26 protein-coding genes are annotated in these 26253 nt (G+C 65.5%); 4 read left to right on the top strand and 22 right to left on the bottom strand.

Annotation, left to right across the window (positions count from 1 at the left end; genetic code table 11):
• Positions 1-85: 85 nt before the first annotated feature.
• The 10 genes from fabF to G3446_RS02400 form a co-directional block, all read right to left on the bottom strand.
• Positions 86-1324 carry a beta-ketoacyl-ACP synthase II gene (fabF, locus tag G3446_RS02445; protein ID WP_164450804.1) on the bottom strand — a complete coding sequence of 413 codons (1239 nt, stop codon included), beginning with the start codon at positions 1322-1324 and terminating at the stop codon, positions 86-88.
• A 99-nt stretch (positions 1325-1423) separates the two neighbouring features.
• Complete coding sequence (gene acpP, locus G3446_RS02440) at positions 1424-1660, bottom strand: acyl carrier protein (RefSeq protein WP_164450803.1); 237 nt, start codon at positions 1658-1660, stop codon at positions 1424-1426.
• Between the two features lie 152 nt (positions 1661-1812).
• Positions 1813-2553, bottom strand: a complete 741-nt coding sequence (gene fabG, locus G3446_RS02435; RefSeq protein WP_164450802.1) for a 3-oxoacyl-ACP reductase FabG — start codon at positions 2551-2553, stop codon at positions 1813-1815.
• Positions 2546-3490 carry an ACP S-malonyltransferase gene (fabD, locus tag G3446_RS02430; RefSeq protein WP_164450801.1) on the bottom strand — a complete coding sequence of 315 codons (945 nt, stop codon included), beginning with the start codon at positions 3488-3490 and terminating at the stop codon, positions 2546-2548. Before fabD ends, fabG begins: the two co-directional genes overlap by 8 nt.
• Positions 3491-3561: 71 nt before the next feature.
• Entirely contained in the window at positions 3562-4518 is a 957-nt protein-coding gene (locus tag G3446_RS02425) for a beta-ketoacyl-ACP synthase III (protein WP_164450800.1), read from the bottom strand.
• Positions 4518-5546 (bottom strand): phosphate acyltransferase PlsX, encoded by a 1029-nt coding sequence (gene plsX / locus G3446_RS02420; protein WP_164450799.1) that lies wholly within the window; start codon positions 5544-5546, stop codon positions 4518-4520. Before plsX ends, G3446_RS02425 begins: the two co-directional genes overlap by 1 nt.
• A 62-nt stretch (positions 5547-5608) precedes the next feature.
• Complete coding sequence (gene rpmF / locus G3446_RS02415) at positions 5609-5785, bottom strand: 50S ribosomal protein L32 (RefSeq protein WP_164450798.1); 177 nt, start codon at positions 5783-5785, stop codon at positions 5609-5611.
• Positions 5786-5923: 138 nt separating this feature from the next.
• Positions 5924-6460 carry a YceD family protein gene (locus tag G3446_RS02410; protein ID WP_164450797.1) on the bottom strand — a complete coding sequence of 179 codons (537 nt, stop codon included), beginning with the start codon at positions 6458-6460 and terminating at the stop codon, positions 5924-5926.
• Positions 6461-6841: 381 nt separating this feature from the next.
• Positions 6842-7039 (bottom strand): hypothetical protein, encoded by a 198-nt coding sequence (locus tag G3446_RS02405; protein WP_164450796.1) that lies wholly within the window; start codon positions 7037-7039, stop codon positions 6842-6844.
• 566 nt (positions 7040-7605) lie between these two features.
• Entirely contained in the window at positions 7606-8229 is a 624-nt protein-coding gene (locus G3446_RS02400; protein WP_164450795.1) for a response regulator transcription factor, read from the bottom strand.
• A 411-nt stretch (positions 8230-8640) separates the two neighbouring features.
• Between G3446_RS02400 and folK the strand changes: the two genes are divergently transcribed.
• A complete protein-coding gene (gene folK, locus G3446_RS02395) occupies positions 8641-9150 on the top strand; it encodes a 2-amino-4-hydroxy-6-hydroxymethyldihydropteridine diphosphokinase (RefSeq protein WP_164450794.1) in 510 nt (169 codons plus the stop codon).
• A 24-nt stretch (positions 9151-9174) separates the two neighbouring features.
• On the opposite strand, the gene G3446_RS02390 is transcribed toward folK, so the two are convergent.
• The 10 genes from G3446_RS02390 to G3446_RS02345 all read right to left on the bottom strand — a co-directional run bounded on the left by G3446_RS02390 (position 9175) and on the right by G3446_RS02345 (position 20338).
• Positions 9175-10971: a BatD family protein gene (locus tag G3446_RS02390; RefSeq protein WP_245232252.1), complete on the bottom strand. Its 1797-nt coding sequence runs from the start codon at positions 10969-10971 to the stop codon at positions 9175-9177.
• 35 nt (positions 10972-11006) lie between these two features.
• A complete protein-coding gene (locus G3446_RS02385; RefSeq protein ID WP_164450793.1) occupies positions 11007-12950 on the bottom strand; it encodes a VWA domain-containing protein in 1944 nt (647 codons plus the stop codon).
• Positions 12951-12955: 5 nt separating this feature from the next.
• Complete coding sequence (locus G3446_RS02380; RefSeq protein ID WP_164450792.1) at positions 12956-13951, bottom strand: VWA domain-containing protein; 996 nt, start codon at positions 13949-13951, stop codon at positions 12956-12958.
• Positions 13948-14439, bottom strand: coding sequence for a DUF4381 domain-containing protein (locus tag G3446_RS02375; protein WP_164450791.1), 492 nt, complete (start codon positions 14437-14439; stop codon positions 13948-13950). The genes G3446_RS02380 and G3446_RS02375 overlap by 4 nt, the downstream gene beginning before the upstream one ends.
• The gene (locus G3446_RS02370) at positions 14436-15383 is read right to left on the bottom strand and encodes a DUF58 domain-containing protein (protein ID WP_164450790.1); all 948 of its coding nucleotides are present in this window, start codon (positions 15381-15383) and stop codon (positions 14436-14438) included. Before G3446_RS02370 ends, G3446_RS02375 begins: the two co-directional genes overlap by 4 nt.
• Before the next feature lie 143 nt (positions 15384-15526).
• Positions 15527-16501: an AAA family ATPase gene (locus G3446_RS02365; protein ID WP_164450789.1), complete on the bottom strand. Its 975-nt coding sequence runs from the start codon at positions 16499-16501 to the stop codon at positions 15527-15529.
• Positions 16502-16636: 135 nt separating this feature from the next.
• Entirely contained in the window at positions 16637-17272 is a 636-nt protein-coding gene (locus tag G3446_RS02360; RefSeq protein WP_342450013.1) for an HAD-IA family hydrolase, read from the bottom strand.
• Positions 17273-17439: 167 nt separating this feature from the next.
• The gene (locus tag G3446_RS02355; protein ID WP_164450788.1) at positions 17440-18336 is read right to left on the bottom strand and encodes an SPFH domain-containing protein; all 897 of its coding nucleotides are present in this window, start codon (positions 18334-18336) and stop codon (positions 17440-17442) included.
• 18 nt (positions 18337-18354) lie between these two features.
• Positions 18355-19341, bottom strand: coding sequence for an SPFH domain-containing protein (locus tag G3446_RS02350; protein WP_164450787.1), 987 nt, complete (start codon positions 19339-19341; stop codon positions 18355-18357).
• Between the two features lie 346 nt (positions 19342-19687).
• On the bottom strand, positions 19688-20338 hold the full coding sequence (locus G3446_RS02345) for a CDGSH iron-sulfur domain-containing protein (protein ID WP_164450786.1): 651 nt from the start codon (positions 20336-20338) through the stop codon (positions 19688-19690).
• Positions 20339-20653: 315 nt separating this feature from the next.
• Between G3446_RS02345 and G3446_RS02340 the strand changes: the two genes are divergently transcribed.
• Both G3446_RS02340 and G3446_RS02335 read left to right on the top strand, forming a co-directional pair.
• Positions 20654-21433: a DUF2189 domain-containing protein gene (locus G3446_RS02340; RefSeq protein ID WP_164450785.1), complete on the top strand. Its 780-nt coding sequence runs from the start codon at positions 20654-20656 to the stop codon at positions 21431-21433.
• 717 nt (positions 21434-22150) lie between these two features.
• Positions 22151-23515 carry a DUF4139 domain-containing protein gene (locus tag G3446_RS02335; RefSeq protein WP_245232251.1) on the top strand — a complete coding sequence of 455 codons (1365 nt, stop codon included), beginning with the start codon at positions 22151-22153 and terminating at the stop codon, positions 23513-23515.
• 22 nt (positions 23516-23537) lie between these two features.
• Here G3446_RS02335 and epmA read toward each other — a convergent pair whose 3' ends face one another.
• Entirely contained in the window at positions 23538-24593 is a 1056-nt protein-coding gene (gene epmA, locus G3446_RS02330) for an EF-P lysine aminoacylase EpmA (protein ID WP_342450012.1), read from the bottom strand.
• Positions 24590-25162: an elongation factor P gene (gene efp, locus G3446_RS02325; protein ID WP_164450782.1), complete on the bottom strand. Its 573-nt coding sequence runs from the start codon at positions 25160-25162 to the stop codon at positions 24590-24592. Before efp ends, epmA begins: the two co-directional genes overlap by 4 nt.
• A 34-nt stretch (positions 25163-25196) precedes the next feature.
• Between efp and epmB the strand changes: the two genes are divergently transcribed.
• Positions 25197-26204 carry an EF-P beta-lysylation protein EpmB gene (epmB, locus tag G3446_RS02320; RefSeq protein ID WP_164450781.1) on the top strand — a complete coding sequence of 336 codons (1008 nt, stop codon included), beginning with the start codon at positions 25197-25199 and terminating at the stop codon, positions 26202-26204.
• Positions 26205-26253 lie beyond the last annotated feature (49 nt).

The raw sequence follows: 26253 nt of genomic DNA, 5'->3' as shown, positions 1-26253 counted from the left end.
GGCGTCCCCGAAGAGACAGCCGAAGCGCCCCCGGCTGTCTGGGTCCCAGCGTGCGCCGCCTTCAGCGGATCACTCCGGCAAAGAGCTAGGCTTTGCGGAAGACGAGCGTGCCGTTCGTGCCGCCGAATCCGAAGGAATTGGAGATTGCGACGTCGATCGCCATCTCGCGGGCGGTGTTGGGAACGCAGTCCAGGTCGCAGTCAGGGTCTGGCGTCTGGTAGTTGATGGTCGGCGGCGCGGTCTGATCGCGAATCGCCAGGATGGTGAAGATCGCCTCGGCACCGCCAGCAGCACCGAGCATGTGTCCTGTCATGGATTTGGTCGAGCTGACGGCGAGCTTGTAGGCATGATCGCCAAAGGCGCGCTTGACGGCGCGGGTCTCGGCGACGTCGCCAGCAGGTGTCGAGGTGCCGTGTGCGTTGACGTAGCTCACCTGCTCGAAGTTGACGCCCGCGTCGTTCAGGGCCTGCAGCATGCAGTTCGCCGCTCCTTCACCGTCTTCGGAGGGCGCCGTCATATGGTAGGCGTCGGAGTTCATGCCCACACCCACGAGCTCGGCATAGATGGTCGCGCCGCGCGCCTTGGCGCGCTCGTACTCCTCGAGCACCACCACGCCGGCACCATCGCTCAGGACGAAGCCGTCGCGGTCCTTGTCGAAGGGGCGGCTCGCGCCCTCGGGGTCGTCATTGCGCGTCGACAGCGCACGCGCGGCCGCGAAGCCACCAAGCCCGACGGGAGAGGTCGCCATCTCGGCGCCACCGGCGATCATCACGTCCACATAGCCGTGACGGATCATGATGGCCGCCTCGCCGATGTTGTGTGCACCCGTGCTGCAGGCGGACACGATGGAATAGTTGGGACCCTTGAGCCCGAACTTGATCGAGAGATTGCCCGCCACCATGTTGATGATGTTCGCGGGCACGAAGAAGGGCGAGATGCGACGCGGCCCCTTTTGACGGTAGGACTCGTAGTTGCTCTCGATACCACTGATACCACCGATACCTGAGCCGATGGCGACACCGATACGACGGCAGTTGGACTCGTCGACCACGAGACCTGAGTCCTCGATGGCCTGGCATCCGGCCGCCAGTCCGTAATGGATGAACTTGTCCATCTTCTTGGCTTCCTTCTCCGAGACGTACGGAGTCGGATCAAAGCCATAGATCGGACCGCCGAAGCGCGTACTGAACGGCTCGATATCGAAATGGGTGATCGGTTTGATTCCGCTCTTGCCGGCGAGGATGTTGTCCCACCCGGACTTAACGTCGAGCCCTACCGGCGCCACAAGACCCAATCCGGTGACTACTACCCTTCTGCCTGCCATTACTTACCTCTGTCGTTCAGAACGCCACATTCGACGAGCCCTTAGCGCGTCGCCACCCGTAGTGGACGCATCGCGTCTCTAGGATTCTCCAGGCCGTGATCAGCCCTGATGCGCGTTGATGTAATCGATAGCCTGCTGGACCGTGGTGATCTTCTCGGCATCTTCGTCGGGGATCTCGGTCTCGAACTCCTCTTCGAGGGCCATGACCAATTCGACGGTGTCGAGGGAGTCCGCGCCCAGATCGTCGACGAAAGACGCCTCTGGGGTCACTTCCTCTTCTTTGACGCCCAGCTGCTCGACGACGATTTTGCGAACTCGATCTACAACGCTGCTCATAGGATTAATTCCTCCGGATAACAAGAATTGGCCCTCGCTGGGCCACGGCGTATTCTAGTGACAAACGAGGCCCGATGAAAGCCGAGATCGGACTCATCAGACCTCACACAAACTACTGATTTTGAAGTGCAATTCTTTGCGCCGCGCGGGCGTCACGCCATGTGCATGCCGCCGTTGACGTGGATCGTCTCGCCCGTGATATAGGCACCGCCCGGAGACGCCAGGAAAACGACCGCACTGGCGATCTCCTCCGGCTGGCCGAGTCGGGCCAAGGGAATCGCCGACAGCAGGGCGTCGCGCTGCGCATCCGCCAGCTCGCGCGTCATGTCGGTGTCGATGAAGCCAGGTGCGACGCAGTTGACGGTGATTGAGCGCGAGCCGACTTCACGCGCCAAGGACTTGGTGAAGCCCATCATGCCCGCTTTCGCCGCCGCATAGTTGGTTTGCCCGGCGTTGCCCATGGCGCCGACGACCGAAGCGATGTTGATGATGCGCCCCTTCCTGGCCTTGCTCATGCCGCGCAGGCAAGCCTTCGACAGACGGTAGATCGAGGTGAGATTGGTGTTGATCACCGCATCCCATTCGTCGTCTTTCATACGCATGAGCAGGTTGTCGCGGGTGATGCCGGCGTTGTTGACGAGAATCGTGGGCGCGCCGAGCCGCTCATTGAGCGCCTTCACGGCCGCCTCGATGGAGGCCGGATCGCCGACGTTCAGCACTAGGCCGATGCCCTGATAGCCAGCGTCGCCAAGGGCCTTTTCGATCCCTTCCGCGCCGGCCTCGGTCGTTGCCGTGCCGGCGACAGTGGCGCCCTGCTCCGCGAGCCCCAACGCGATTGCGCGACCGATACCGCGCGATGCACCCGTGACCAGTGCAATTTCACCCTTAAGCATGTGCAGTTGCCTCTATTGCCGCCTCGAGCGTCTTTGGATCGAAGACCGGCAGCGTGGTCATGTCTTTCGCGATTCGTTTACAGAGCCCGGCAAGTACCTTGCCCGGGCCGCATTCCAATGCTGTCGCGACACCTTGTGATGCGACACCCTCGACCGTCTCCACCCAGCGCACCGGACTGTAGAGCTGCTGCACGAGCATGTCACGGAGGGTCTCGACACTATCCGCCGCCGTCACGCTAACGTTGTGGATCACTGGAACACTGGGAAGTGCCAGTGCGACATCCGCCAGGCGCTCGGCCAACTGCTCAGCGGCAGGCTTCATCAAGGCGCAGTGCGAGGGTACGCTGACGGGAAGCGGTAGGGCGCGTTTGGCACCCGCTGCCTTCGCCGCGTCAATGGCACGCGCGACCGCTCCGGCACTGCCGGCAATCACGACCTGGCCTGGGGAGTTGAAGTTGACCGCCGAGAGCACCTCACCTTGGGCCTGCTCGCCACAGATCGAAACGACCTGATCGTCAGCCAAGCCGAGGATGGCCGCCATGGCGCCCTCTCCCTCGGGAACGGCCGCTTGCATGAAGCGCGCACGATCGGCCGCCAAGCGGACGCCGTCGGCGAAGCTCATGGCCCCGGAAGCCACCAAGGCCGCATACTCACCCAGGCTGTGGCCAGCCATTTGGGTCGCGGGACGCCCACCGGCCTCTTGCCAGACACGCCACACGGCCACACCCGCGGCGAGCATCGCCGGCTGCGTATTCTCGGTGCGGTCCAGATCTTCTTTCGGCCCTTGACTGACTAGGCTCCAGAGATCCTTGCCCAGCGCGTCAGACGCTTCTTCGAAGGTCTGCTTGACGCTGGGATGGGTTTCGCCGAGGGCGTCGAGCATGCCAAGGGACTGGGAGCCCTGCCCAGGGAAAAAGACTGCGAGTTGTTGAGACATGGGAAGGAGCGGTGATTCGTTGAATTGGTTTCTATGTTCTTATTCGTGCTTGGCCCCTGACTGGTACTTGGCTAGTACTTGGCCAGCACCGAGCCCCAGGTGAAGCCGCCGCCGAAGGCCTCCATGAGGATTGTCTCGCCACGCTTGACGCGCCCATCCCGCACGGCCTGATCCAGCGCGAGCGGGATCGACGCGGACGAGGTGTTGCCATGCTCCTGCACGGTAACGACAACGCGATCCATGGGCAGATCCAGCTTGCGCGCAGTTGCTTGGATGATGCGGATATTCGCCTGGTGCGGTATCAGCCAATCGATATCGTCACGCGTCATCCCATTGGCCTCGAGCGTCTCATCGACGATCCGGCCGAGCGTGGTCACTGCGAACCTGAAGACTTCGTTGCCACGCATCTCCACGAAGGCCGCATCGGGCCGGCCATTGCCATGACCGCCTGGAATCTGCAGGAGATCCTTGTAGGTACCATCGGCGTGGATGTGGGTGGAGATGATGCCAGGCTCATCAGCGGCACCGATCACGACCGCGCCGGCACCGTCCCCGAAGAGGACGCAGGTCGCGCGGTCGGACCAGTCGAGCACCCGGGAGAAGGTCTCCGAGCCGACGACGAGCACGTGCTTCGCCGCACCTGTACGGATGTACTTGTCGGCCACGTCCATAGCGTAGACGAATCCCGCGCACACGGCCTGCAGGTCGAAGGCAGGACAGCCATGGATGTCCAGGCGCTGCTGCAGGAGGCATGCGGTGCTCGGGAAGAACTGATCCGGCGTCGTCGTGGCGACCAGGATGAGATCGATATCGGACGGCCTCAGGCCAGCCGACTCCAGGGCTCGCCAGGAAGCAACCTCGGCCAAGTCGCAGCACGTCTCGTCGTCGGCGACCAGGTGCCGACTCTCGATCCCCGTACGCTCGCGAATCCAAGCGTCCGTGGTGTCGACGATGGATTCGAGATCGGCGTTCGTCATCACCCGGGCGGGCAGATAACTGCCGGTCCCGAGAATGCGGGAGAATTTCATCAGGCGGTTTCCCTGTACTGCTCACGGCCCAGATGCTGCCCAACCTGCTCGCCGATCCGCTGCGGGATGTTGGCGTGGATCTCTTTCTCGGCGATGTAGATCGCATTCTCGAACGCGACCTCGTCTGCGCCACCATGGCTCTTCACCACGATGCCGCGCAGTCCGAGCAGGCTCGCCCCATTGTAGCGGCGAGGATCCACGGTCCGCCTGAAGCTCTTGAGGATGGGCAGCGCGGCCAGGGCCGAGAGACGCGTGTACCAGGTCCGCTTGAACTGCCCGGTCAGGGTATGCCGAATGAACTTGGCAACGCCCTCGCTGCATTTGAGCGCGACGTTCCCGACGAAGCCGTCGGTGGCGACGACGTCGATATCCTCGACGAAGATCCCGTCGCCCTCGACATAGCCGACGTAGTTCAAGTTGCTCTTCGACAGCAGCTCGTGCGCTTGCTTGACCTGCTCGTTGCCCTTGATCTCTTCCTGGCCGATGTTCAGCAAGCCGACGCGCGGTCGCTCGATCCCTTCGACGGCGGACACCAGCTCGCTGCCCATGACCGCGAACTGAAAGAGATGCTCCGCGGAGCAATCGACGTTCGCCCCGAGGTCGAGCATATGGGTATGGCCGTGCATGGAGGGCACGGCGGTGCAGATAGCGGGGCGGTCCACGTAAGGCAGCGTCTTGAGCACGAACCTCGCGGTTGCCATCAGCGCGCCTGTGTTGCCCGCGCTGACACAGGCGCCCGCTTCACCCTCCTTGACCAGGTCGATGGCGACCCGCATCGACGAGTCTTTCTTGCCACGCAGTGCCTTGGAGGGCAGCTCATCCATCGCCACCTCTTGGGTGGTGTGACGAATCCGCAGCCGCTCGCGCGACGCTTTCCCCAGGATGGCGTCGATGCGCGGCTCGTCACCGACCAAGATGATGTCGACGTAAGGATTAGCCGCGAGGTAGCGAACAGCGGACGGCACGACGACCTCCGGCCCATGGTCTCCGCCCATGGCGTCCAAGGCGATGGTACAGCCCTGCTTCATCGGAATCTTAGTGACGCGACCAGAGCCCGAGGACGGGTTGGCGCCGGACCGACCGGACGCCTTCACTCGGATCTATCCACAACCTTGCGGCCGCGATAGAAGCCATCCGCGGTCACGTGATGCCGACGGTGGGTTTCGCCGCTCGTCGGGTCCACCGACAGCGTAGGCTTGGTCAGGGCGTCATGCGAGCGACGCATACCGCGCTTCGATGGGGTCTTCCGATTTTGTTGAACAGCCATTGTTGTCTCCAATCACTCAGGTCTCGCACCAAGCCGTGGTGAGAGCGCCAGCAGAACAGAACAAGATTACGTGTCTTTTCGCTTCGGCAAGCCGCACAGGCTGAGGCACGCCGTCTAACTAATACCAGCCATCAGGCGTCAGTCGCCGCCCTGCCCCTTCAGCTCGGCGAGCACGGCGAACGGATTGACGCGGTCGTCATGCGCTCCCTCGTCTTGGGGATGCCGACCCTCGTCAGCGACCGATGGAGGCTCACAGGCTCCCGGCTCGTGCCGCGGCACCACTGGAATGGCCAAGAGCAGCTCTTCCTCGATGAGGTCGACCGGGCGCAGGCTATCCTCGTCGACGATCCAAGGATCGAGGTCGGGCGGGAGCTCCGCGACGCCATGCTCGCCAGGCATCAAGACCAGACTCAGACGCGTGTCGACGGGCACGGCCACTTCGCCTAGGCAGCGCTCGCAGCGCAAACGCAGCTCAGTGCGCAAGCGTCCACGGACCACCGAGCGACCCTCGGCGTCACGCTGGAAGCCGAGCTCGTAGCTGACGACGTCGGCGGCCTCCGCCGCGATGCTCGCCGCCAGCCGCGCGAGCGACCGCAGCGCCAGCGTACCGCTCAGGCACACACCCGCCTTGGCCGCACGCCAAGGATCGACCTGATCAGGTAGAGTGAGCGACATAAGCGCGCAACATTACTCCAGCGTGCGCGCTTTCGTCAATCAGATCATGGATCTCCAAAAAAGAAACCCCCGCCATCGAATCGCCGGAGTCGGGGGCGATATTATGGCAGGGGAAGTATCAAAGTGGCTGCTAAGCTCTGACAGCAGGATGCGGCCGTCTACCTCATCCCCCAGGTCTCAAGTAGCCCCGGACCGCTGTGCGGTAAGCCTGAGCGACGAGCGCCTGGCGCGCAGTTTCTTGTGAATTCAGCGTCGGAGAGTCTCTTCTACCGATGCTCCTCCTCGTCTTCTTCTCTTTATTCAGTTAGCAAACCTGGAGTGCTCTGGCCTGCTCGAGGCCGGCACCCTAGCGCCCGCCCATCCGACGCCTGACCTCGTGCATCAAGAGCCGGCGCCGCCCAGCGGCCGGCCGGAGCCGCGCCCCTGTTCTCCAGGCAAGCTTAGGACGGCCCATTGGTTGGCCGAGGCTGCCTCGCGCCACCTGGATGCTTCTTGTTTCACCAGGGAAGCCACACCCGGCGAGATGCCGGGAACGATCGAGCTGTCGGAAGCCTTGATCTTGGTCTTGGTGTGAATCATGGGCAACCGTCCTAATCAGTGGATTTGAGGGAGCGGCTCGAGCACTTCCGAGACGCAGCGAAACAGCTTGATCGGTGAGACCCGTCTTGTTGCGCGACAGCCTGAGATCGATTCGGCGCGAGGCCGTCAGATGGAGCGATAGGGATGATCCCCATGCGAGCTGCGGGGAATAATAGACGAGACCTCTTCCAGACAATATCCGTAGGACCACTCAATTCGTGGTCGCTTATGGAGCCCTCCGCCCAAGCGTCGCGGCTTGTTGCGGACAGGTGCCTGAGGACGCGCCCGAGCCTGTCGAGGCGCCTTCGGCGACCGGCAGCTGGAAGCTGGAAGCTGATCGCTGGCGGCTGATTGCTCTTTCTGAGGTCAACGGCGCGGCGAGACGGCGGCTGGAGACTCGCCGCTGACTGCTCTTGATGGGCCGAAAAGAGCTGTGGAGAGCGCGCTAGGCAGCGCTCTGGCGAGACCACGCCTGGATTCGGCACCCCTGAGCCCCGAGCGGCCGAAACTCGAAACCGGCGGCGAAACGCAGCCCGGACAAGGCGAGACCGGAGAGGAAGCCCCGCTCAGCGGGTCGAGCCGTTCGCCTGACACACGGTCGACATACGGCAAAGCTCCGCGAGGTTCGATGCCCCCATCTTCTCCATCATGCGCGCCCGATGGTTTTCCACCGTACGCGGACTGATCCCGAGCTCGCGCGCGATGTCCTTGTTGGTCAAGCCCTGGGTCGTGAGCGTCAGCACCTCATGCTCGCGCGGCGTCAACTGACGGAACCGCTCCAAGATACTCTGCTCGGTCGCCGCCTCCTCGCGACGCCGCTGGTCCTCCGCCAAGGCGGTCTGGATGCGCTGCAAGAGCACTTCCGTCGTCGCCGGCTTCTCGAGGAAGTCGATGGCGCCGCCTTGAATGGCCCGCACGGTGGTCGGCACGTCGCCGAAGGCCGAGAGAAAGATGATCGGGAGCAAGCATCCGCGCTCGAGCAAGACGCCTTGCAGATCGAGACCACTCATCTCGGGCATCCGCTGATCGAGCAGCAAGCACCCACGATCTGCCGATGAGTAGTCATCCAGGAACTCCATCGGGGATGCATAGCTCCTGACACGATAACCGGCCAGCTCCAGGATCAGGGTCAACGAATCCCGCATCCCTTGATCGTCGTCGACTAGAAACACCGTCTGAACCTCAGCCATCGATCAGCCTCCCCGATCTGTCGCTACGAGCGCGCCGGCCACCACGCGCGCTCAGTCCTACGCAGCCCATAGCACCGCGCGAGATAAGTCCTTGTCCTCAAGGGACTTCAACTGAGAATATATCGGCTTTGGCGAAGCCTGGGCAAGCCGATGGCGAGCAAGCCGATCGTCGGTACGCCAAAGCATCCCAAGGGATCGCCGAGCCCGAGGATCAGCCGGGTGCAGCAGCGGTCAGCCGCCAGCAGCCGGCTTCCACCAATTGTTTCGCCGCGCCTGTCGATGCCCTGCCGCCCTCACCCACAGAGTGGGGCTAGGAAAGCCCCATACGACGGCTCATGGCCGATCACGAGAGAATGGCCGCTGAAGGCTGGGAGCCGACGGCCCCTACCAGGATCGAACGTCCGGAGCAGAATGAGCGAGCCGCCAACCTGGTCCTACATCGCGATCGGATCCAATATCGATGCCGAGCGCAACGTCGCCCGGGCCATCACGCTGATCGCGGACGTTCGGGAAACCGAGCTGCGCCGCCAATCGTCTTGGTACACGACCAGCCCTTGGGGAATCGAGGAGCAGGCCGACTTCGTCAATCTGGTCGTCGAGGTCGAGACGACCCTTTCGGCAAGATCCCTTCTCGAGGCCACGCAGGCCATCGAGGCGCGACTGATGCGCAAGCGCGCCATGGCGAATGGGCCTAGGACGATCGATCTGGATATCCTGTTGTTCGGCGATCTCATCCTCGACGAGCCCGACCTGCGGATCCCTCACCCAGCCCTGACGCACCGCGACTTCATGCTGCTCCCCCTCGTCGAGATTGCCCCGGGCACCCTTCACCCTGGATCTGACCGCCCCCTCAGCGCACTGACCGACGAGATCCGCTATCGCCAGATCTTGTCGAAGAAGCCGGGCGCGCCAACCGCCTAGAGGATCGACCGACCGGCGCCTCGCCTAGACCTGCGGGTAGAGGTCGGGTATCGCCTGGTCTTCCGGCGTCCTGCCCGGCCGTCCGGCCGCCTTGAGCATCGGCTCCAGCTCGGCCCAGGCGGCCGCGCCGTCCCAGCCGGTTCCGGGCGGCGCATAGATGACGCGATCGATCTCACGCAGGCAATCGGCGATCGCCTCATGGCCGAGCCGCGCCGCGATGCCTTCGAGTCCGGCTGGGGGATCTTCCGGCCAGCGCTGGCGGGCCCAGTCGATCAAGGCGCCACGCGCGGCGCGGGGCTCGTTTGCCAGGCAGGCCTGCTTCAGACTCTGGAGGGTCGCGCGCAAGGCCCCAGAGTCCCGCTCCGCCAGGCGCGGCTCGACCCGTGGCCGCTCGCCTGCGACTGCACGGCGCCCACGCCGTTCCCACAGCCACCAGCCGAGCGTCAGCAGCCAGCCGACGCCGAGCGCGAGCGCCAGCCAGGGCCACCAGCCGGCGCTGGTCTGCCGATCGGCTGGTACGCCGGCCGCCTCGGGCTCGGCGGGCCGCGCCGCGGGCGCGTCTGCGGGCTCTGGGGGCTCCGCGGGCACGGCCTGAGGCGGCGGCGCGGCCGGCGAGTACGGCGACTGGACGCCGCCAGGTGCCGACGCAACCTGAACGGTGCGGGCGGGGGCCACCACGACACGCTGCGTGTCGGCGGCCGTGTCCCACCAGGGCAGGCGGATCTCGGGCAGGGTCAGGGGGCCGGCGCGTGTCGGGACCAGCGCCACCTTGAAGGTCTTGACGGCGGCCGGCTCCGGGCCGGCCATCATGTCCTCGCTCTTGGGCTGGTCCGGATAGACCTGGGCACCTTGGATGTTGCCGAGATCCAAGTCGGGAAGCTGCGCGGCGGTGGCTCCCTTCGCGGTGAGCGTCAAGGTCCGGGTGACTGGCTCACCGACCCGAAAGGTCGGTGGGCTCGGCGACCACTCGTCCGAAAGCTGGACCGAGGTCGCCGGAAGCCAGGGCGTCCCTGACCCTGGCGGCTGCGCGCGCACCTCGATCTCGACATCCTGGGCGCGCTCGACGACACGGCGCCCCGGGTGGGTGACGCCAGGAATCTGAGGGAAGCTCTGGAAGAGCCGGCCGCCGAAGGCCTCGTCCAAGTCGGCGAAGGGATCGCGCCGCGCCCGATTCGGATCCGGGATCATAGCCTCGAGCCTCGGCCCCTGGATACGCAGCGGACCACTGCGCTGCGGGACGACCTGGAAGCGGCGCTCGATCACACGGTAGAGCTGCCCGTCCACATACTCGTCGTAGCCCCGATCCTCGCCGTACTGCTCGATCGTCGCCCCCTCGGCCCGGGGCTCCGAGAGCACCGCCCGCTGCGGCTCCTGGCGGAAGTACAGCTTGACGCGATAGTCGACGACCTGCTGGACATAGGGGTTGATCGCGCCGACCTCTGCCTTGAGAAACAGCGGCTTAGGGGCGTCGCCGGAAGCGGATTGGTCATCGGCGGCCACCTCGACCGCAACGGCCTGACTTTGGTCCTGGCCTACAGAGATAGGCGGAATCTCGAGCTTGCCCTCGCGCAGCGGCGCGAGCTGGAGCGTCCACTGGCGGCTTTGCGAGATCTTGCCATTGACGATGCTCGTCACCTGGCTCTGGCCCTGGCTGAGGATGTCGAAGTCCTTCCGCAGGGGATTGAAATCGGGCTCGCCCTGAGTATCGCCCTCGGCGACGAGCCGCGCGCCGAGAATGTCATCCATGCCGATGCGCTTGCGGTCGACCTGCATCTGTAGATCCGCCGCCCAGGCGGTGCTGACCAGGACTGCAAGCAGCAAGCAACAGATCGCACCTCGAATGGTCACCTTGAAGATCACGGTAGACGTCCCTCGCGACGCAAGTGTTGGAGCAGAAAACGCTGACGGATCAAACCGGCCGGATCATCCGGGACACGTCTGAGCTGAGCCTCGATCGCTTGGCGCTGCTCGCGCTCCTCGGGTGACAGCGATTCCAGCCCGCCAGCCTGCAACGCCTGGCCATCCGCCAGCTCCTCCTCGGTGAGGCCCTGCAGGCCCGCGGCCGATTGCCGCTCTGACGCCTCCGCCGATGAGCCGACCTCGCCTGGAGGCGGCTCTGGCGCCAGTGCCTCCCGCCCGAAATCCTCGGACCCGGGCTCGGGCGGTGTCGAAGGCTCGCCGGACGCCGAGCGCCCCTGCCCTGCCTTGGAGTCCTTGCCGTCCGACGCTGGGGAAGCGTCCTGACTCGATCGGTCGGCAGATTCGGCACCTTCACCCTGGTCCTTCTCCCCGCCCGCCTGCTCTCCGTCGGATGCGTCCCCGGACGACGATTGGCCCGATCCATTCTCTTGCTGCTCATCGTCTTGCTGCGATTGCTGCTGTTGCTGCTGTTGCTGTTGCTGTTGCTGTTGCTGTTGCTGTTGCTGTTGCTGTTGCTGCAACAGATTCTTCACCAGCTCGAGATTGTGCTTGGCATCGGCATGATCGGGCTGGCGCTCGAGGGCATCCTCGTAAGCGCTGACGGCATCTTCCAAGCGTCCTAGGCGAGCCAGGGCGTTGCCTCGATTGAAATCCGCTTCGGCGCCCTCCAGCCCAGAGACGCGCTCGAGCGCCTCGGCATAATCGCCGGCGCGATAGCTCGCCGCGGCCCGCCAGGCGGGGTCCGCGAAGCGGTCCGCGGCGCCCGCGGCATCACCGGACTGAAGCTGCCGCGACGCCTGTTGATCCGGGGTAAGCCACAGGTCCGTCCAGTCGAAGGCATAGCTCGGGTCTGCCGGCAAGATGGCGATCGCCAAGATCGCCGGGAGCAGCCAGCCACGCCGGAAGGCCAAGGCCGCGATGGGCAGGAGCAGCAGGAGCAGCCAAGGCCCCTCCTCGCGCCACTGTTCGGCGGTCACTGTCTGTTCTTCCATCGCCCCGTCGAGCCGCGGCGTCGCCTGGATCAGTCGCTTGGTGTCCCGATCGCCGACCGCCGCATCCAGGTATCGGCCCCCGCCCGCCTTGGCCAGCTCCTGGAGCGCCTTTCGCTGCAGGCGCGCGACTTGGATGCCGCCGTCCGCATCCTGGACGAATCCACCATCCAGGCTCGGAACCGGCGCGCCCTCGGCAGTCCCCACGCCGAGCACGAAGAGCCGATGCCCGCGGCCCTTCAGCCGGCGGGCCTGCTCGAGCGCACCCGCAAGATCGCCGGCGCCATCGGTGACCAGGATCACATCCGCATGCACGGCCCTCGCCTGCTCCAGCATCTCCGCCGCCTGCTTCAAGACCAAGTCCGTGCGCCTCGGCCCGGGGACGGGAATGAGGTCGGTCGTCAGCTGTGGCACCTGCGCGGCGACCGTGTTGGCATCTCCGCTCAGCGGTGAGACGACGAATGGCTCGGGTCCGAAGGCCAGGAGCGCGACCTCGCCCTCGTCGGCGGCGTGCAAGAGATCGAGAATCTCGAACCTGGCCCGCGACAGCCGCGACGGCTTCACATCCGTCGCCCGCATGCTCGGCGACAGGTCGAGCAGGATGGCGCGCTGTGCCAGCGTGCCGAACACCGGCTGCGGCAGTCGCTCCCAGGTCGGCCCCGCCAAGGCGAGTGTCAACAAGGTCCAGCCGAGACCCGCCAGGAGCAGCGGCAACCGCCTCGGACGCGACTCGCCGCCGGCCAGCAGATGCGGAAGCAGATGCGGATCCACCAGCTTGCTCCAGATCGCGGCACCGGCGCGAGCGCGCCAATGCAGCCCGAGCAGGATCCCCAGCGGGACCAAGGCGAGGAGCCAGTAGGGTCTCAGGAAATGCAGCTCGCTTGGGATCATGAGGCTCACAGCTCCACTCGGTCCGGCCGCAGCCCGAGGCCGCCGAGTGCCAGGGCGACGGTCAACACCAGCGCCAGCCCCGCCGGCCACACGAAGAGCGCCCGCTGCGGTCGGTAGGTACGCTCCTCGCGCTCGTTCGGCTCCAGCCGGTCGAGCTCGGCGTAGACGGATTCCAGCTCCTCGCGGTTGGACGCCGCGAAGAAGCGCCCGCCGGTGGCCTTGGCGATCTCCTTCAGGGTCGCCGGATCGAAATCGCTCCCCTGCCTCAGCAGCCGAATCCCGAGCGGGGTGCGAATGCCGACATCGCCGCCCCCGATGCCGATGGTGTAGATGCGAATCCCTGCCTTGGCGGCCAGCTCGGCCGCCTCGATCGGATCCAGGACCCCGGCCGTGCTGGCGCCGTCCGTCAGCAGGACGAGCACGCGCTGCCCCTCCGGCTGGTCGCGCAGGCGCTTCACGGCCAAGCCGATGGCGTCGCCGATCGCCGTCTGGCGCCCAGCCAGTCCCACCACCGAATCGCGCAGCATGGCCGCGACCGTCTGCGCGTCGAAGGTCATCGGCGTTTGGAGGTAGGCGCGGCTGCCGAAGAGGATCAGCCCCAGCCGATCCTGCTCGCGCCGCCGAATGAAATCGGCCGCGACTGTCTGCACGGCCGCGAGCCGCGAGACCGCCTGTCCCCTCACCTCATAGTCGGCCTGCTCCATGCTCTGCGAGATGTCGACCGCCAGCATGAGGTCACGGCCAGCCACCGGCAGACCAATGGGGTCCCCGACCCACTGCGGGCGCGCTGCAGCCAGCACCAGCAGCATCCAGGCGAGCGCCGCCACCGACAGCCGCCACCAGCTGACCCGTCGCTGGCCTGCCTGGGGCAAGCTTTGCAGCTTGGCGTAGATCGGAAAGCGCAGCGCCGCACCGATGTCACGAGCGGCCCGCGGCAGCAAGCGCGCCGCGACGGGAAGCGGAAGCGCGGCCAGCACCCAGGGCCATTCCAAGGTGATCATGGCCGACCTCCTTCGTTCGCAGCCATCCATCTCTCCGCCACACGCTCGAGCGCGACGACGTCCTCGCCGGAGCCTCCTGCCGACGCCGGCCGGTAGGCCAGGAGCAAGGTCCGGCCAGGGCCCTTCGCGAAGTCGCCCGCGCCACCCGTGGCGTCGAGAAACTCCAGCCAATCGGCGCCGCTCAGCCCAGCGACGCGCTCGCGCGGGAAGCGCAGGAGCGCCAGGCGACGCAGCAGGCGGGAGAGCCCCATGGCGTAGTGTCGCGCATCGCCCTCGGATGCGTAGGCGGCCCGCAGCGCGGCGAGCTCTTGCTTGGCGGCACGCCATGCGCGTCCTCGCCTGTGTCTGCGCCGGAGCCAGAGCGCGACGGCCAGGCTGGCGAGCATAACGAGGCCAAGCAGGATCCACCAGCCGGGGGCCGGCGGCCACCAGGACACGGGCTCCGGCAGGTGCCAAGCCCGCAGATCGGCCAAGGGATCCGGTGTCATGGTGCAATCCCCCGAGCCCGCGCCGCGGTGCGCGCGCCCAGTCCGAGCGCCAAGGCCGGCCCGACGGCATCCGTCGTCGCGAGCGTCAACAGGTGAAATCCATTGCCACGCGCCAGGCGCTCGAGCAGTGCGGAGCGCGCTTCGAACTGCTGGCGGTAGGCCTCGCGCGCGCTCTTGGCGGTCAGATCAAGGATGCCGCGACGCCCCGCGCTGGCCACCGGATAGCGTCCGGGCGGAGGCGCCTGCGACTCGATGGGATCACGCACGAAGATGAGCAGCAGCTCGCCGCGATCACCCAGCTGCGTCAGCCAGCTGCCGCGCCCCGCCTCGAGATCGAAGAAGTCGCTGACGACGGCGACCAGGCTCCCCGGCCTGACCAGGCGGGCGAGACGCTCCCCGGCCTCGGTCAGCGCGGCGTAGCCGCCATTGCCTTCGCCGGGAGCCGCAGCCAGCCGGTCGAGCAGGGGCAAGAGTCCGGCGCCGCGCGCCGCGGGCCTGCGCTCCAGATGCGCCCGCTCGTCGAAGACCAGCCCGCCCACCCGGTCGCCGCGGTCGACCGCAGCCCAGCCCAGCAGGGCTGCGGCCTGGGCTGCGATCGCCGACTTGAAGGCCACCCGGGTTCCGAAGCGCATCGACGGCCCCTGGTCGACGAGGAGCCAGAGCGGGCGCTCACGCTCCTCGCGAAACAGCTTCACATGCGGCGTCCCGGCCCGGGCGGTGACGCGCCAGTCCATGTTGCGCGGATCGTCTCCCGGCTGGTAGACGCGCGACTCGTCGAATTCCATCCCGCGGCCGCGGAATCTGGACAGATGCCCGCCACTGCGGGTCGCCAGCACGCGCCCGCGCGGGGCGAGGTCCAAGCGCCGCGCCTGCCCGCGCAGCGCGACCAGCTCCTTCAGGGTCGGGCGCAAGCCCGATGACTCCTTGCTGCCTTGGTCAATCATGCCGTCTGATGTTCAACTAGGATCGGCCAGCCGAGCCTCAGGCTTGCCCAGCGCCCAACTCGATCAGGCGCCCGACTCCGGCTAGCGGCTAAACGGACCATCCCAGCTCCTTTGCCTGATGCGCATCTCAGCGCCCCGGCGGCCTAGGGCGCGGGGACGCGCGTCAAGAGCGCCCGGATGAAATCGTCCGCCTGGCGGCCTTCCGCCTCGGACTCATAGGAGAGCAGCACGCGGTGGCGCAGGACATCGGGCGCGATCGCCTGTACGTCCTCGGGTGAGACGAAGTCCCGCCCATTGAGCCAGGCGAGCGCCCGCGCGCAGCGGTCCAGCGCGATGGTGGCGCGCGGACTCGCGCCGAATCTCAGCCAGCCCTCCAGCTCGAGCGCATAAGCCCCCGGCTTGCGCGTCGCCATCACCAGGTGGACCAGATAGTCCTCGACCTCTGGTGCCATATAGAGCTCCAAGATCGCCCGCCGGGCGGCGAAGACATGGGCCTGGCTGACGACGACCCCGCGCGCCCCCGAGCGCTCTTCCCGCGCCTCGTCGCGATTGAGCCGGAGAATGGCGCGCTCGGTCTCGAGGTCCGGATAGTCGACGCGCACATGCATCAGGAAGCGGTCGAGCTGCGCCTCTGGGAGCGGATAGGTCCCCTCCTGCTCGATCGGGTTTTGGGTCGCCATCACCAGGAAGAGCGCGGGCAGCTGATAGGTCTCGCGGCCAACAGTCACCTGTCGCTCGCCCATGGCCTCCAGCAGCGCCGACTGCACCTTGGCGGGCGCCCGGTTGACCTCGTCCGCGAGCAGGAGATTGTGGAAGATGGGCCCGCGATCGAAACGGAAGCTGCCATCATGCGGACGATAGATCTCGGTCCCCGTCAAATCCGCCGGCAAGAGGTCCGGGGTGAACTGGACGCGATGGAAATCGCCCTCCAAACCCTGCGCCAAGTGCTTGATCGCCGTCGTCTTAGCGAGACCGGGAGCGCCCTCGACCAGTAGATGCCCGTCCGCGAGCAGCGCGATCAGCAACCGATCGATGAGCATCTGCTGCCCCAGGATGGACCGACCGATCTGCTCGCGCAGCCCAGCGAATTCGTGCTTCGGATCCAGCGTCTCCTGCATAGCTCTCCTACCTGCGGCCTGCCTCTCGAGCATCCCCGCCGACCGAGGACGCAAAGCGGCACGGCCGGCTGCGGCGATGGTCTTTGGCCTGCCGCGTGCTCTCAACTTGCCCTATAGCCTTACAGGTTTTTCGAGCTAAGACCCGTTAAAACTTGTTAAGGCGAGCAATTCGCGAGGGTGATTCAGAAGATGGTCGGGGGCGGCCCGCGCCAGCCCCTCCGGCGAGTTGTAGCCCCAGCCGACGGCGACCGCGGCGACGCCGACGGCGCGGGCTGCCTCGACATCGCGCACCTCGTCGCCAACATAGACGACGTCGCCCGCAGCCAGGCGCTCGCGCCGCAGCAGACGGCGCAAGGCCGACTCCTTCTTGAGCAAGGCCGCCCCGCCGACGACGAAGTCGAGCCCCTTCAAGCCGTGCCGCTCGGCGTACTCCAAGACGCTGTCGCGCGCGTTGGATGAGAGGATGCCGACGCGATGCCCGCGGGCCACAAGTACCTCCAAGGCTTCAATGACACCATCGACCGGAGGGGTCTCCATGAGGTCTGCGCGCATCGCTTGACGCATCCGCTTGGCGAGACGAGGGACGCGGTAGAAGGGGATCCCCATCTCGCGAATGACCTCCCGAACGTGCATTCCACGCATGGCCAGGAGCGCGTCGCGCGTGAGCGGCTTGCAGCCCATCTCTGGGCCGACGCGCTCGAAGGCGCTGAAGGCGACATCCATGCTCTTGACGAGCGTTCCGTCGAAATCGAAGCAACAACAAGCTGGCACTGAGGATTTTCAAGAAGCGACTTGAATTGAAAGGCGCGCGGAGCTCATTGCAAGGGGGACCGAGAGCTGCACCTCGCGTCCGCTTCAGGGCTCCACAAGCGCCACTGAGGGCTCGCTGTCGTCACGCCCCGACGGCCTGGGTCGGCCGACGGGGACGCAAGCTTACCTCAGCCGGCGTTTCCAAGCTGAACCAAGAGCTCCGAATCGCGGGGCAGGACGTCGACCTCGGCGCCCGAATTGATGAGCTGCTCCGTCTCCATGACCTCCATCACCGCATCCAGGACCTCGGTGTCCTGCTGAGCGATGTTGTTGAGCGCCTCACCGACGATCGCGGGTCTGGCCGCGGCGGCCTCGGCCATCTTCTGCGAGACTTTGTAGGCCGTCTCACTCTTGATGAGACCGACGCGGTTCTCACCATCCTGCTTCATGGCGCTGGTCACCTGGACCAGACGCTTGACCACCTTGTCGGTGATGTTGTCGACCATCTGCCGATCCGTGAAGGCGACCTTGCGGATGTAGACGGAGCCGAGCTGATAGCCCCAGTGCTCGGACAGGGGCGAGACGGCCGCCCGCACCCGCCGGCTGAGCTGGTGGCGATCCTCCAGCATCTTGTCCATTTCCAAGTTGCTGAGCGTGGAGATGGTCGAGCTGGCCACATTCGCCTGCAGCGAGCCCTCGGGGTTGGCGTTGCTGAAGAGATAGGAGACCGGGTCGCTGACCTGCATCTCGTACCAGATCCCCACGCCCATGGGCGTACCTTCCTCCGAGTTCACCATCTGGTCGCGCAGATAGTGCTGACGCAGGGTGGTCGGCACTCGGTAGAGCTTGCCGAAGAAGGGCACCAGCAGCGCCTTGACGCCGAAGTAGCCGATGGGGAAGCGGATCCCAGGCTCTTCGAGTGTCCCGATGACCTTGCCGAAGAGGGTGAAGACCTGGGCCTCGCGCTCGCGCACGATGGCGTAGAGCCCGAGGGCCCGCGCGATGCCCAGCAGCAGGGGGATGTAGAGCAGCCCGATGACGAAGCCGATGATTGGGCCGATGGCCATGTCGAGTCCGAATGTCATGTCGCTATCCTCCCTAGGTCACTGGCTGGGGCCACTGGCCTGAACGATGCGCTTGGCCTGGCCGAGCAGAGGTACGCGCAGGTTGCGGATGTAGGTCCGCAGCGCATTCGGCCCGCCGGAGGCCTTGATCCTGGTCAGGGTGTCCGCCAGCTCCTTGAGCGGGGCGACCTCGGCCTGGGCGTTGTTGCGCGCGATGTCGACCGCCCGCTTGCTCATGGTGATCTGCTGCTCGGCGTCCGCGCGGGCCGTGCTGATATCCGCGGCGACCTGATTGCGCGTGGTATTGATCGCGGAGAGCGCCCGGTCCACCTCGGGCGGCGGGTCGATCTGGGTGATGAGCGCGGCGTCCAGCTCGATGCCATAGCGCGCCCCGGTCGAGCGGCACTGCTGCTCCATGTAGTCGTTCAGCAGGGGCAGATTCTTGCGCAGGTCGTTGATGGAAACCCCTTCCGACAGCTCGGACTGGGCGCCACTCTGCGGCAGCTCGGTGTCGCCGACCAGGCTCTCGCCCTTGGGGTCCACGAAGTTGGCGATGCGCTCGCGCAGCACCGAGATGAAATAACCCATCACATGCTCGAGCGGGCTATCGACGCCGAAGAAGTAGGCGTAGAGGTTGTTTTCCGAGACGCGGAACCGGATCTGGCCTCCCACCCCCGTCGTCAGATTGTCCTTGGTCACGGCCTCGACCGTGTTTTGGGACTTGGTCGGATCCCAGGTCAGATCGACGGACTGGGTGACGACACGGACCTTGTGGACCTCCTGCCAGGGCCATTTGAAGTAGGGGCCGCCCGGGCCGATGGTGCGCAGCCGTGGGAAGCGATAGCGCCGATGCTCCTCCTCGTTGAGCGAGCCGTCCTCCACCATCAGCTTGCCCAGGCGCTGGGCGCGTCCGAAGGACGTGATGATGGCGCGCTCATCCGGCTTTACGGTGTAGAAGGCGCGGACGAATACCTTGTAGACGATGAACACGAACAGACCGAGCATGAATGCGGTCAGTGACGTCATGAGGGTCTCCTAGAGGCTCAGGGGGCGACAAGCATACGCCAGTGGTAAGTCGGCGTTCTTGAGACCTGGTCACAGCATGATGACGGCCTCGCGCGCGGCGAAGCAGGCCAGGTCGGGACCACAGGGTTTCGGACAGACGGCGCCGTTTTGGCAACGCACGGCGGGCTGGGTTGCGAGTCGTCAGCCGGTCGTCAATCCCGAGCAGGGCTGTCGCACCACAAAGCGCACAAAGGGTCAAGATGTGCCGCGCAATCGACCGTGCTCGGCCAGCGGACGATCGACTCGCATCCACAGATCCTTGTTCTTCGCGTCCTTTGCGTCTTTGCGGTTCGACTTCCCGACGAGGTCAGTCGCTCTTGAACCCCGCCTCGCGATGGCTCCCGTCGCAAAACGGCTTGTTCTTGGACGCCCCGCAGCGACAGAGGGCCGTCCCCGTTCCCTGCCAAGCCTTCCGGCCGGAGCCGGTCGCAATGGTCACATTTCCCTGCAGCTTCAAGGGTCCGTCCGGGATGACACGCACGCTCAGCAGGCCATCCTTTCCCGCAAGGCCTGGCCCTGGCTCTCCAACCGCGCCGGCGTCCTGGAACTGCGCCTGCACGTGGCTGTTATCGCAGAACGGCTTATTCTTGGAAGCGCCACAGCGGCACAGCGCCGCGCGATGGCGAACGCCGGGCATGTCTTTCGGCGCACCTTCGATCTCCAGCTCGCCGTGCAGATAGTAGGGACCGTTGTAGGCCACCAGGATTTCGTTCGCCGCGGGCGCCGCCTCGGGCTCCCCGCTCTTGTCCTCGTAGGTCAGCGCCCCGCTCGGGCACCGCTCGACGATCTCGCGGGCTTCGGCCTTGTCGACCACGTCAGGGGCGCACCAAGGGTCGCGCCCGCCGACGAAGAGCTCGCCGGCCGACTTGCCGCATTCGCCCACGCCGATACAAAGGCGTGAGTCGAAGCTGATATCGATGTCTTTACCCTCGAACTTCTTGACCGGCGCATCACTCATGGCTCGAATTCTCCAATGGATTAGGCTGAGGCGACCGCGAGCTGCAGAGGCGTTGGCTAAGGAGAGTCGGTGCCTCAAGCACGCTCCATCCTCTGCTCAGGCTGTACCCGCTGCTAAGCAGCATGGGGCTTCACCCAAGTCAGACAAGGGTTGAAATCTCGGAATATCCGACCTAAGCCCTAGGATGTAGTCGGCAGCATGAGAAGGTCGACGCGCGTCGCAGCCGAGGCCCTTGGCCTTCAGCATCCAGACGCAGAGCGGGGAAAACCCGGCCGATAACGCTGGCCCTAGATACCATCCACCGGAGGAATCGCCATGGGAGCCCATGCCATCCACGACCACCAGTCACAGGGATCAGACCTACCCGCGATTCGCAAGGTCGAGCTCGCCGAGCCACTGGACTGGATCGGACAAGGCGCCAAGACCTTCGCGAGACACCCGGCCCATAGCCTGCTGTACGGAGTCGTCTTCGCCTTGGCTTGCTGGCTCACCGTCTTATTGACCTGGTCCTTGCCTTGGTTCACGGTCGCCTTCCTGACGGGCCTCATGCTCGCGGGCCCCTTCTTGGCCGCGGGTCTCTATGTGGCGGCCCGTCAAAGCGGGTCCGATTCGGCGGTGAGCATCCGCGAGAGTCTCGGGCTCATCTGGGAGCGCCGAACCAACCTCAGCCTCTTCGCCCTCTTCCTCGGCCTCATCGCGGCGGCCTGGGTGCGGCTGTCAGCGCTGCTGTTCGCGGTCCAGTTCAGCGCCTTCGCGCCGAGCATCCAAAGTTATCAATCCGTCCTGGGCGGCACAGGCTTCGATCCGGTCGTCACCGCCTTCTTCATCGGAATCGGCTTCATCCTCGCCGCGGCGGTCTTCGTCACCAGCGCCATGGCCATCCCGCTGATCCTGGATCGGGATGCCGGCCCCATCACGGCCATCCAAGCCAGCGTCCGCGCCTTTACGCGGAATTGGCCGGCCATGATCCTCTGGGCCGCCATCATCGTCGCCTTCAGCGGGATCGGGATCCTGACCTTTTTCGTTGGGATGATCGTCATCTTCCCGCTTCTCGGCTATGCCACCTGGGAAAGCTACAAGCGGGTGCTGGACTGACCGCGTCGCTCGCGGCGTCCCGAGTCCCGATCTCGCGACACCGCAGCTCACCGACCGATAGGGTCTTCCACTGACGCCGGCGAGACCAAGCGATGGCTCGCCGAGAGCTTCACCCGGTCTATCGGGTGGCGATGTCGAGGTGTCGTCCCAGGGTGCCTAGCGCGTCGCCGCCCGGGCCTTGACCGTCAGTTGGACCGGTAGGATGCACGAGCGAGCGCGAAGCCACCGAATCCCGCGTCGGCGTTGGTGAACTGAGCTACGAGACTGTGAGAGTAATCCAAGCGCACCGCGAAGATCGCAGATTGGTGTAGGTTGGGCCGACGCAGGAGGCCCAACGATCAAAGCGTTAGGCTAGCCGCCATGTTGGGCTTCGTACCTCAGCCCAACCTACGCAGAATTTCTTCACAGTCTCTACGCTTGTTCACCCTCTCAGCAGAAGGCCGGGCCAGTCGACGATCGGCGCCGTCGCCCGCAAGCGGGCTCCTACGGCGGCGGCGCGATGCGCTATGGTTCGTGCATCGGCGCGGCATGCCATCGGCCGGCTTGAAGATCACGCCTTTGGCGCGCGTCCTCTACCGAGCACCTGCTCCAGGAAGGTCGTTTTCCATGCATACAGCATCTCTTATAGCAAGACGCGCGCGCCGCGGCGTGCGGGCGAGCATTTTCGCCTCCGCCACCGCCTTGTCCCTCATATTCACACCAGCCAAGGGAGCCGCCATGACGGACGAGCAGCGCATCGAGGATTCCGCTCAGCAGGCGCTCGCCGTGACCATCTACAACGAGGATCTCGCGCTGATCAAGGACAGGCGCCTCGTCAGGCTCGCGGCCGGCGACAACCGGCTGGCCTGGCGCAATGTCTCGGTGGGTATCCGCCCGGAGACCGCCCTGCTCAACACGGCAGACGATGCCCTGAGCCTGACGTTGATCGAGCAGAACTTCGACTTCGACCTGCTGACCCCCGAGAGTCTGCTGAAAAAATATCTGGGGCGACGCGTCGAGGTGATTCGCACCAATGAAGCGGGCGAGCGGACCAAGGAAGCAGCGACCGTCCTTGCCGTGAACAAGGGTGTCGTGCTGCGCTACGACGACCGCATCGAGACCGAGATCGTCGGTCATCTGTCCTTCCCGGACGTGCCGGACGACCTCCGCGATCAGCCCACGCTGGTCCTACATCTGCGCTCTGGCTCGGACGCCGAAGGACCTCTGGAGCTCTCCTATCTCACAGGCGGGCTTTCCTGGCGCGCCGACTATGTCGCGGATCTCGCGGCGGACGAGCGATCCATGGACCTGAACGGCTGGATCACACTGACAAACAACAGCGGCATCGCCTATCGCAATGCGCAAGTCCAGCTCGTCGCCGGGGAGGTCAACCAGGTGCGACCGCCCATGCTCCCGCCGGCCGTGGAGCGCGGCATGGTCATGGCGGCCGCCGCCCCCATGCCGGAAGAGGAGTCGCTGTCCGAGTACCACCTCTACTCACTGCCACACCGGACGGATGTGCTGAATCAGCAAACCAAGCAGGTCGCCCTCCTATCCGCGCCCGCGGTCGCGGTGACCAAGGAGCTGGTCGCCCAGGGGCAGGCCCACGCCTATCGAGCGAGCATGGGAGACGGCTGGATGCCGGTCGCCGTCACCTCATACCTCAAATTCGTCAATCAGGAGGGTGCGCTCGGCATCCCCCTGCCGAAGGGAACCGTGCGCGTCTACACCAAGGACAGCCGCGGCAACGCGCAATTCATTGGCGAAGATGCCATCGACCATACGCCCAAGAACGAACGGGTCTCGCTCAAGCTCGGCGAGAGCTTCGACGTGACCGCGAGACGCAAGCAACGGGGCTTCAAGAAGCTGGCCGGCTCAGGTGCCTACGACTACCTCTACGAGGCCAGCTTCGAGATGGAGATCAAGAACGCCAAGGACGAGCCCGTCGACGTCACCGTGCGAGAGCGCATCCCGGGCGACTGGGAGATGGTGAAGGCAAGCCAGCCCCACACCAAAGACGCCGCCCATCTGGCGTCTTGGCGGGTGCAGGTGCCGGCAAACGGCGCAATCACCCTCAGCTGGACGACGCGCGTGCGCCATTGAGCGGCAGCGACGCCGCCCCCCGTCAAGCGCGCTCGACGGGAAACGACAGGACGGCGTCGATGTGATCGGCGCCGACCGCGATCATCAGCAAGCGGTCGATCCCTAGGGCGACACCTGAGCAATCCGGCAGGCCAGCTTCCAGGGCGGCAAGGAAGCGGTTATCCACTGGCGGCTGCTCCAAGCCCAGAGCGCGCCTGCGCTCCAGATCGGACTGAAAGCGCTGGCGCTGCTCGGCTGGATCGGCGAGCTCGTGAAAGCCGTTCGCGAGCTCCACTCCCCGGATATACAGCTCGAAACGCTCGGCGGCCGGACATTGGCCGTCGCGAACGCGCGCCAGTGCCGCTTGCGTCGACGGATAGTCGTAGACGAAGGTCATGCCGTCCTGACCCAGGCGCGACTCCAGCCGCTGGGTCAAGAGCAGGTCGAGCCAGCCGTTCTTGTCGAGCTCCAGGCGCGTTGCATCTGGGATACCGGCCCGCAGCGCAGCCGCGGCCAGATCATCGGCACTAGCCCGCCATGGGTCGACGCCCAGCGCCTGTTGAAAGAGCTCCTGGTAGGTCAATCGCTCGGCAGGCATCTCCGGCCGATCCAGGGCCGCACGCACCACCTCCGCGACCTCGTCCATGAGCCGATGGTGGTCCCAGCCAGTCCGATACCACTCCAGGAGGCTGAACTCCGGGTGATGCAGACGGCCCCGCTCCTGGCCTCGGAAGACCTTGCAGATTTGATAGATCGAGCCCACATCCGCGGCAAGCAGGCGTTTCATGGCGAGCTCGGGCGAGGTCTGCATGTAGAATGGCAGGCCGCCGTCGCCCCTGGCACCGGAGATCCGTGTCGCGAGGCTGGCAAGGACTGGATCGGTCGCGGCGGCGGACGACAGGATGGGGGTATCCACCTCAAGAACGCCCGAGCTGTCGAAGTAGGCGCGCAGGCGCGCGAGCATCGCGGCCCGAGCCTCGAGGGTGGATCGCTGAGCGACCGGGCGCCAATCCTGCCTCAAGCCTGGAGCCGGGTCCCGAGCTGGAGCGCGACCGGAATCCGACGTCAAGGCAAAGGTGTCAGCGACACCGCGGCTCACGCGTCTTTCGCCCGCGAGACATATTCGCCTGAGCGCGTGTCGACCTTGATCAGCTCACCTGTCTGCACGAAGAGCGGGACGCGCACCACGGCGCCCGTCTCCAGGGTTGCGGGCTTGCCGCCGCCGCCCGAGGTATCGCCCTTCAGGCCGGGGTCGGTCTCGGTGATCTCGAGGGTGACGAAGTTGGGCGGCTCGACCGACAAGGGCACGCCATTCCACAGCGTCACCTTGCAGATATCCTGCTCCTTGATCCACTTGGCGGCCTCGGCGACCGCGTTGGCATCGGCCATCATCTGCTCGAAGCTATCGGGATCCATGAAATGCCATTCCTCGCCATCGTTGTAGAGGTACTGCATCTCGGTATCATGCACGTCCGCAGCCTCGACACTGTCCCCGGACTTGAAGGTCTTTTCGACGACCCGGCCCGTCTTCAGGTTGCGCACGCGCACACGGTTGAAGGCCTGCCCTTTTCCAGGCTTGACGAACTCGTTCTCGACGATGGTGTATGGGTCACCGTCGAGCATGATCTTGAGTCCGCCCTTGAATTCATTGGTGCTGTAGGAAGCCATGTCATCCTCATTTTCGCTCAAGCTAAACCGCGCAATGGTAACGCGAAGCAGCACGGCTTGTCAGAGCGATGGCTGGAAGCGGGAGCTCGCGCGGGCACACCGCGATGCCCGGACGCTGCTGCGTACCCTGGGACTGAGCGCGCGGGACATCCCGGACCTCGATCCGGAGGCGCAGGAGTTCGGACTCTTGGTGCCTCAGGCCTTCGTCGACCTGATGCGTCCCGGCGATCCGCAGGACCCGCTCTTGCGTCAGGTGCTCCCCTTGCGGGCCGAGCACCAACAGGCCCAAGGCTTCAGTCTGGATCCGGTATGCGACAGCGACGCGGAGCTGTCGCCGGGACTGCTGCAAAAATACCCGGGGCGCGCGCTGCTGGTGGTCAACGGCGCCTGCGCCGCGCATTGCCGCTATTGCTTCCGTCGGCATTTCTCCTATCGGGCGCTCGGTCCCGCGGAGCCGCGCCTCGCGCGCGCCATCGACCGCCTAAGTCTGGCGCCTTCCGTGCAGGAGATCGTCCTGAGCGGCGGCGATCCCCTGATGCTCGACGATGCTCAGCTCGCCGAGCTGATCGACCGACTGGCCGCGATCCCGCATCTGCGTCGCTTGCGCATCCATACGCGTCTCCCCATCATGCTGCCATCACGGGTGACCGAGGCGCTCGTCCGTATGCTGACAGAGGGGCGCTTGCCAGCCATCCTTGTGATCCATGCCAACCACCCGAGCGAGCTGGGCGGCCCGGCCGAGCAGGCATTGCGCAAGCTGGCCGCCCACGGGGTGCGGCTACTCAACCAGAGCGTGCTGCTGCGCGGTGTGAACGACAGTGTCGCCACGCTCCAGCAATTGAGCGAGCGTCTATTCGAGTGCGAGGCGCTTCCTTACTACTTGCACCAGCTCGACCGCGTTCAAGGCGCGGCGCATTTCCAGGTGAGTGATAAAATTGCCACAATACTCGTTGATCAGCTCCGCGCCCGCGTCTCCGGCTACCTGGCTCCCGAACTGGTCCGGGAGATCCCAGGAGAGCAGTCGAAAGCACGGATTGCTTGAGACTTGCTCCGCGAAACGCGCGAATCGCTCTTCCGTCTAGCCTCCAAAG

The sequence above is a fragment of the Thiorhodococcus minor genome (assembly GCF_010820565.1).
GTDB lineage: Bacteria > Pseudomonadota > Gammaproteobacteria > Chromatiales > Chromatiaceae > Thiorhodococcus > Thiorhodococcus minor.
Note: the sequence above shows the minus strand (reverse complement) of the source record. Positions and strands in the feature narration are given on the sequence as shown.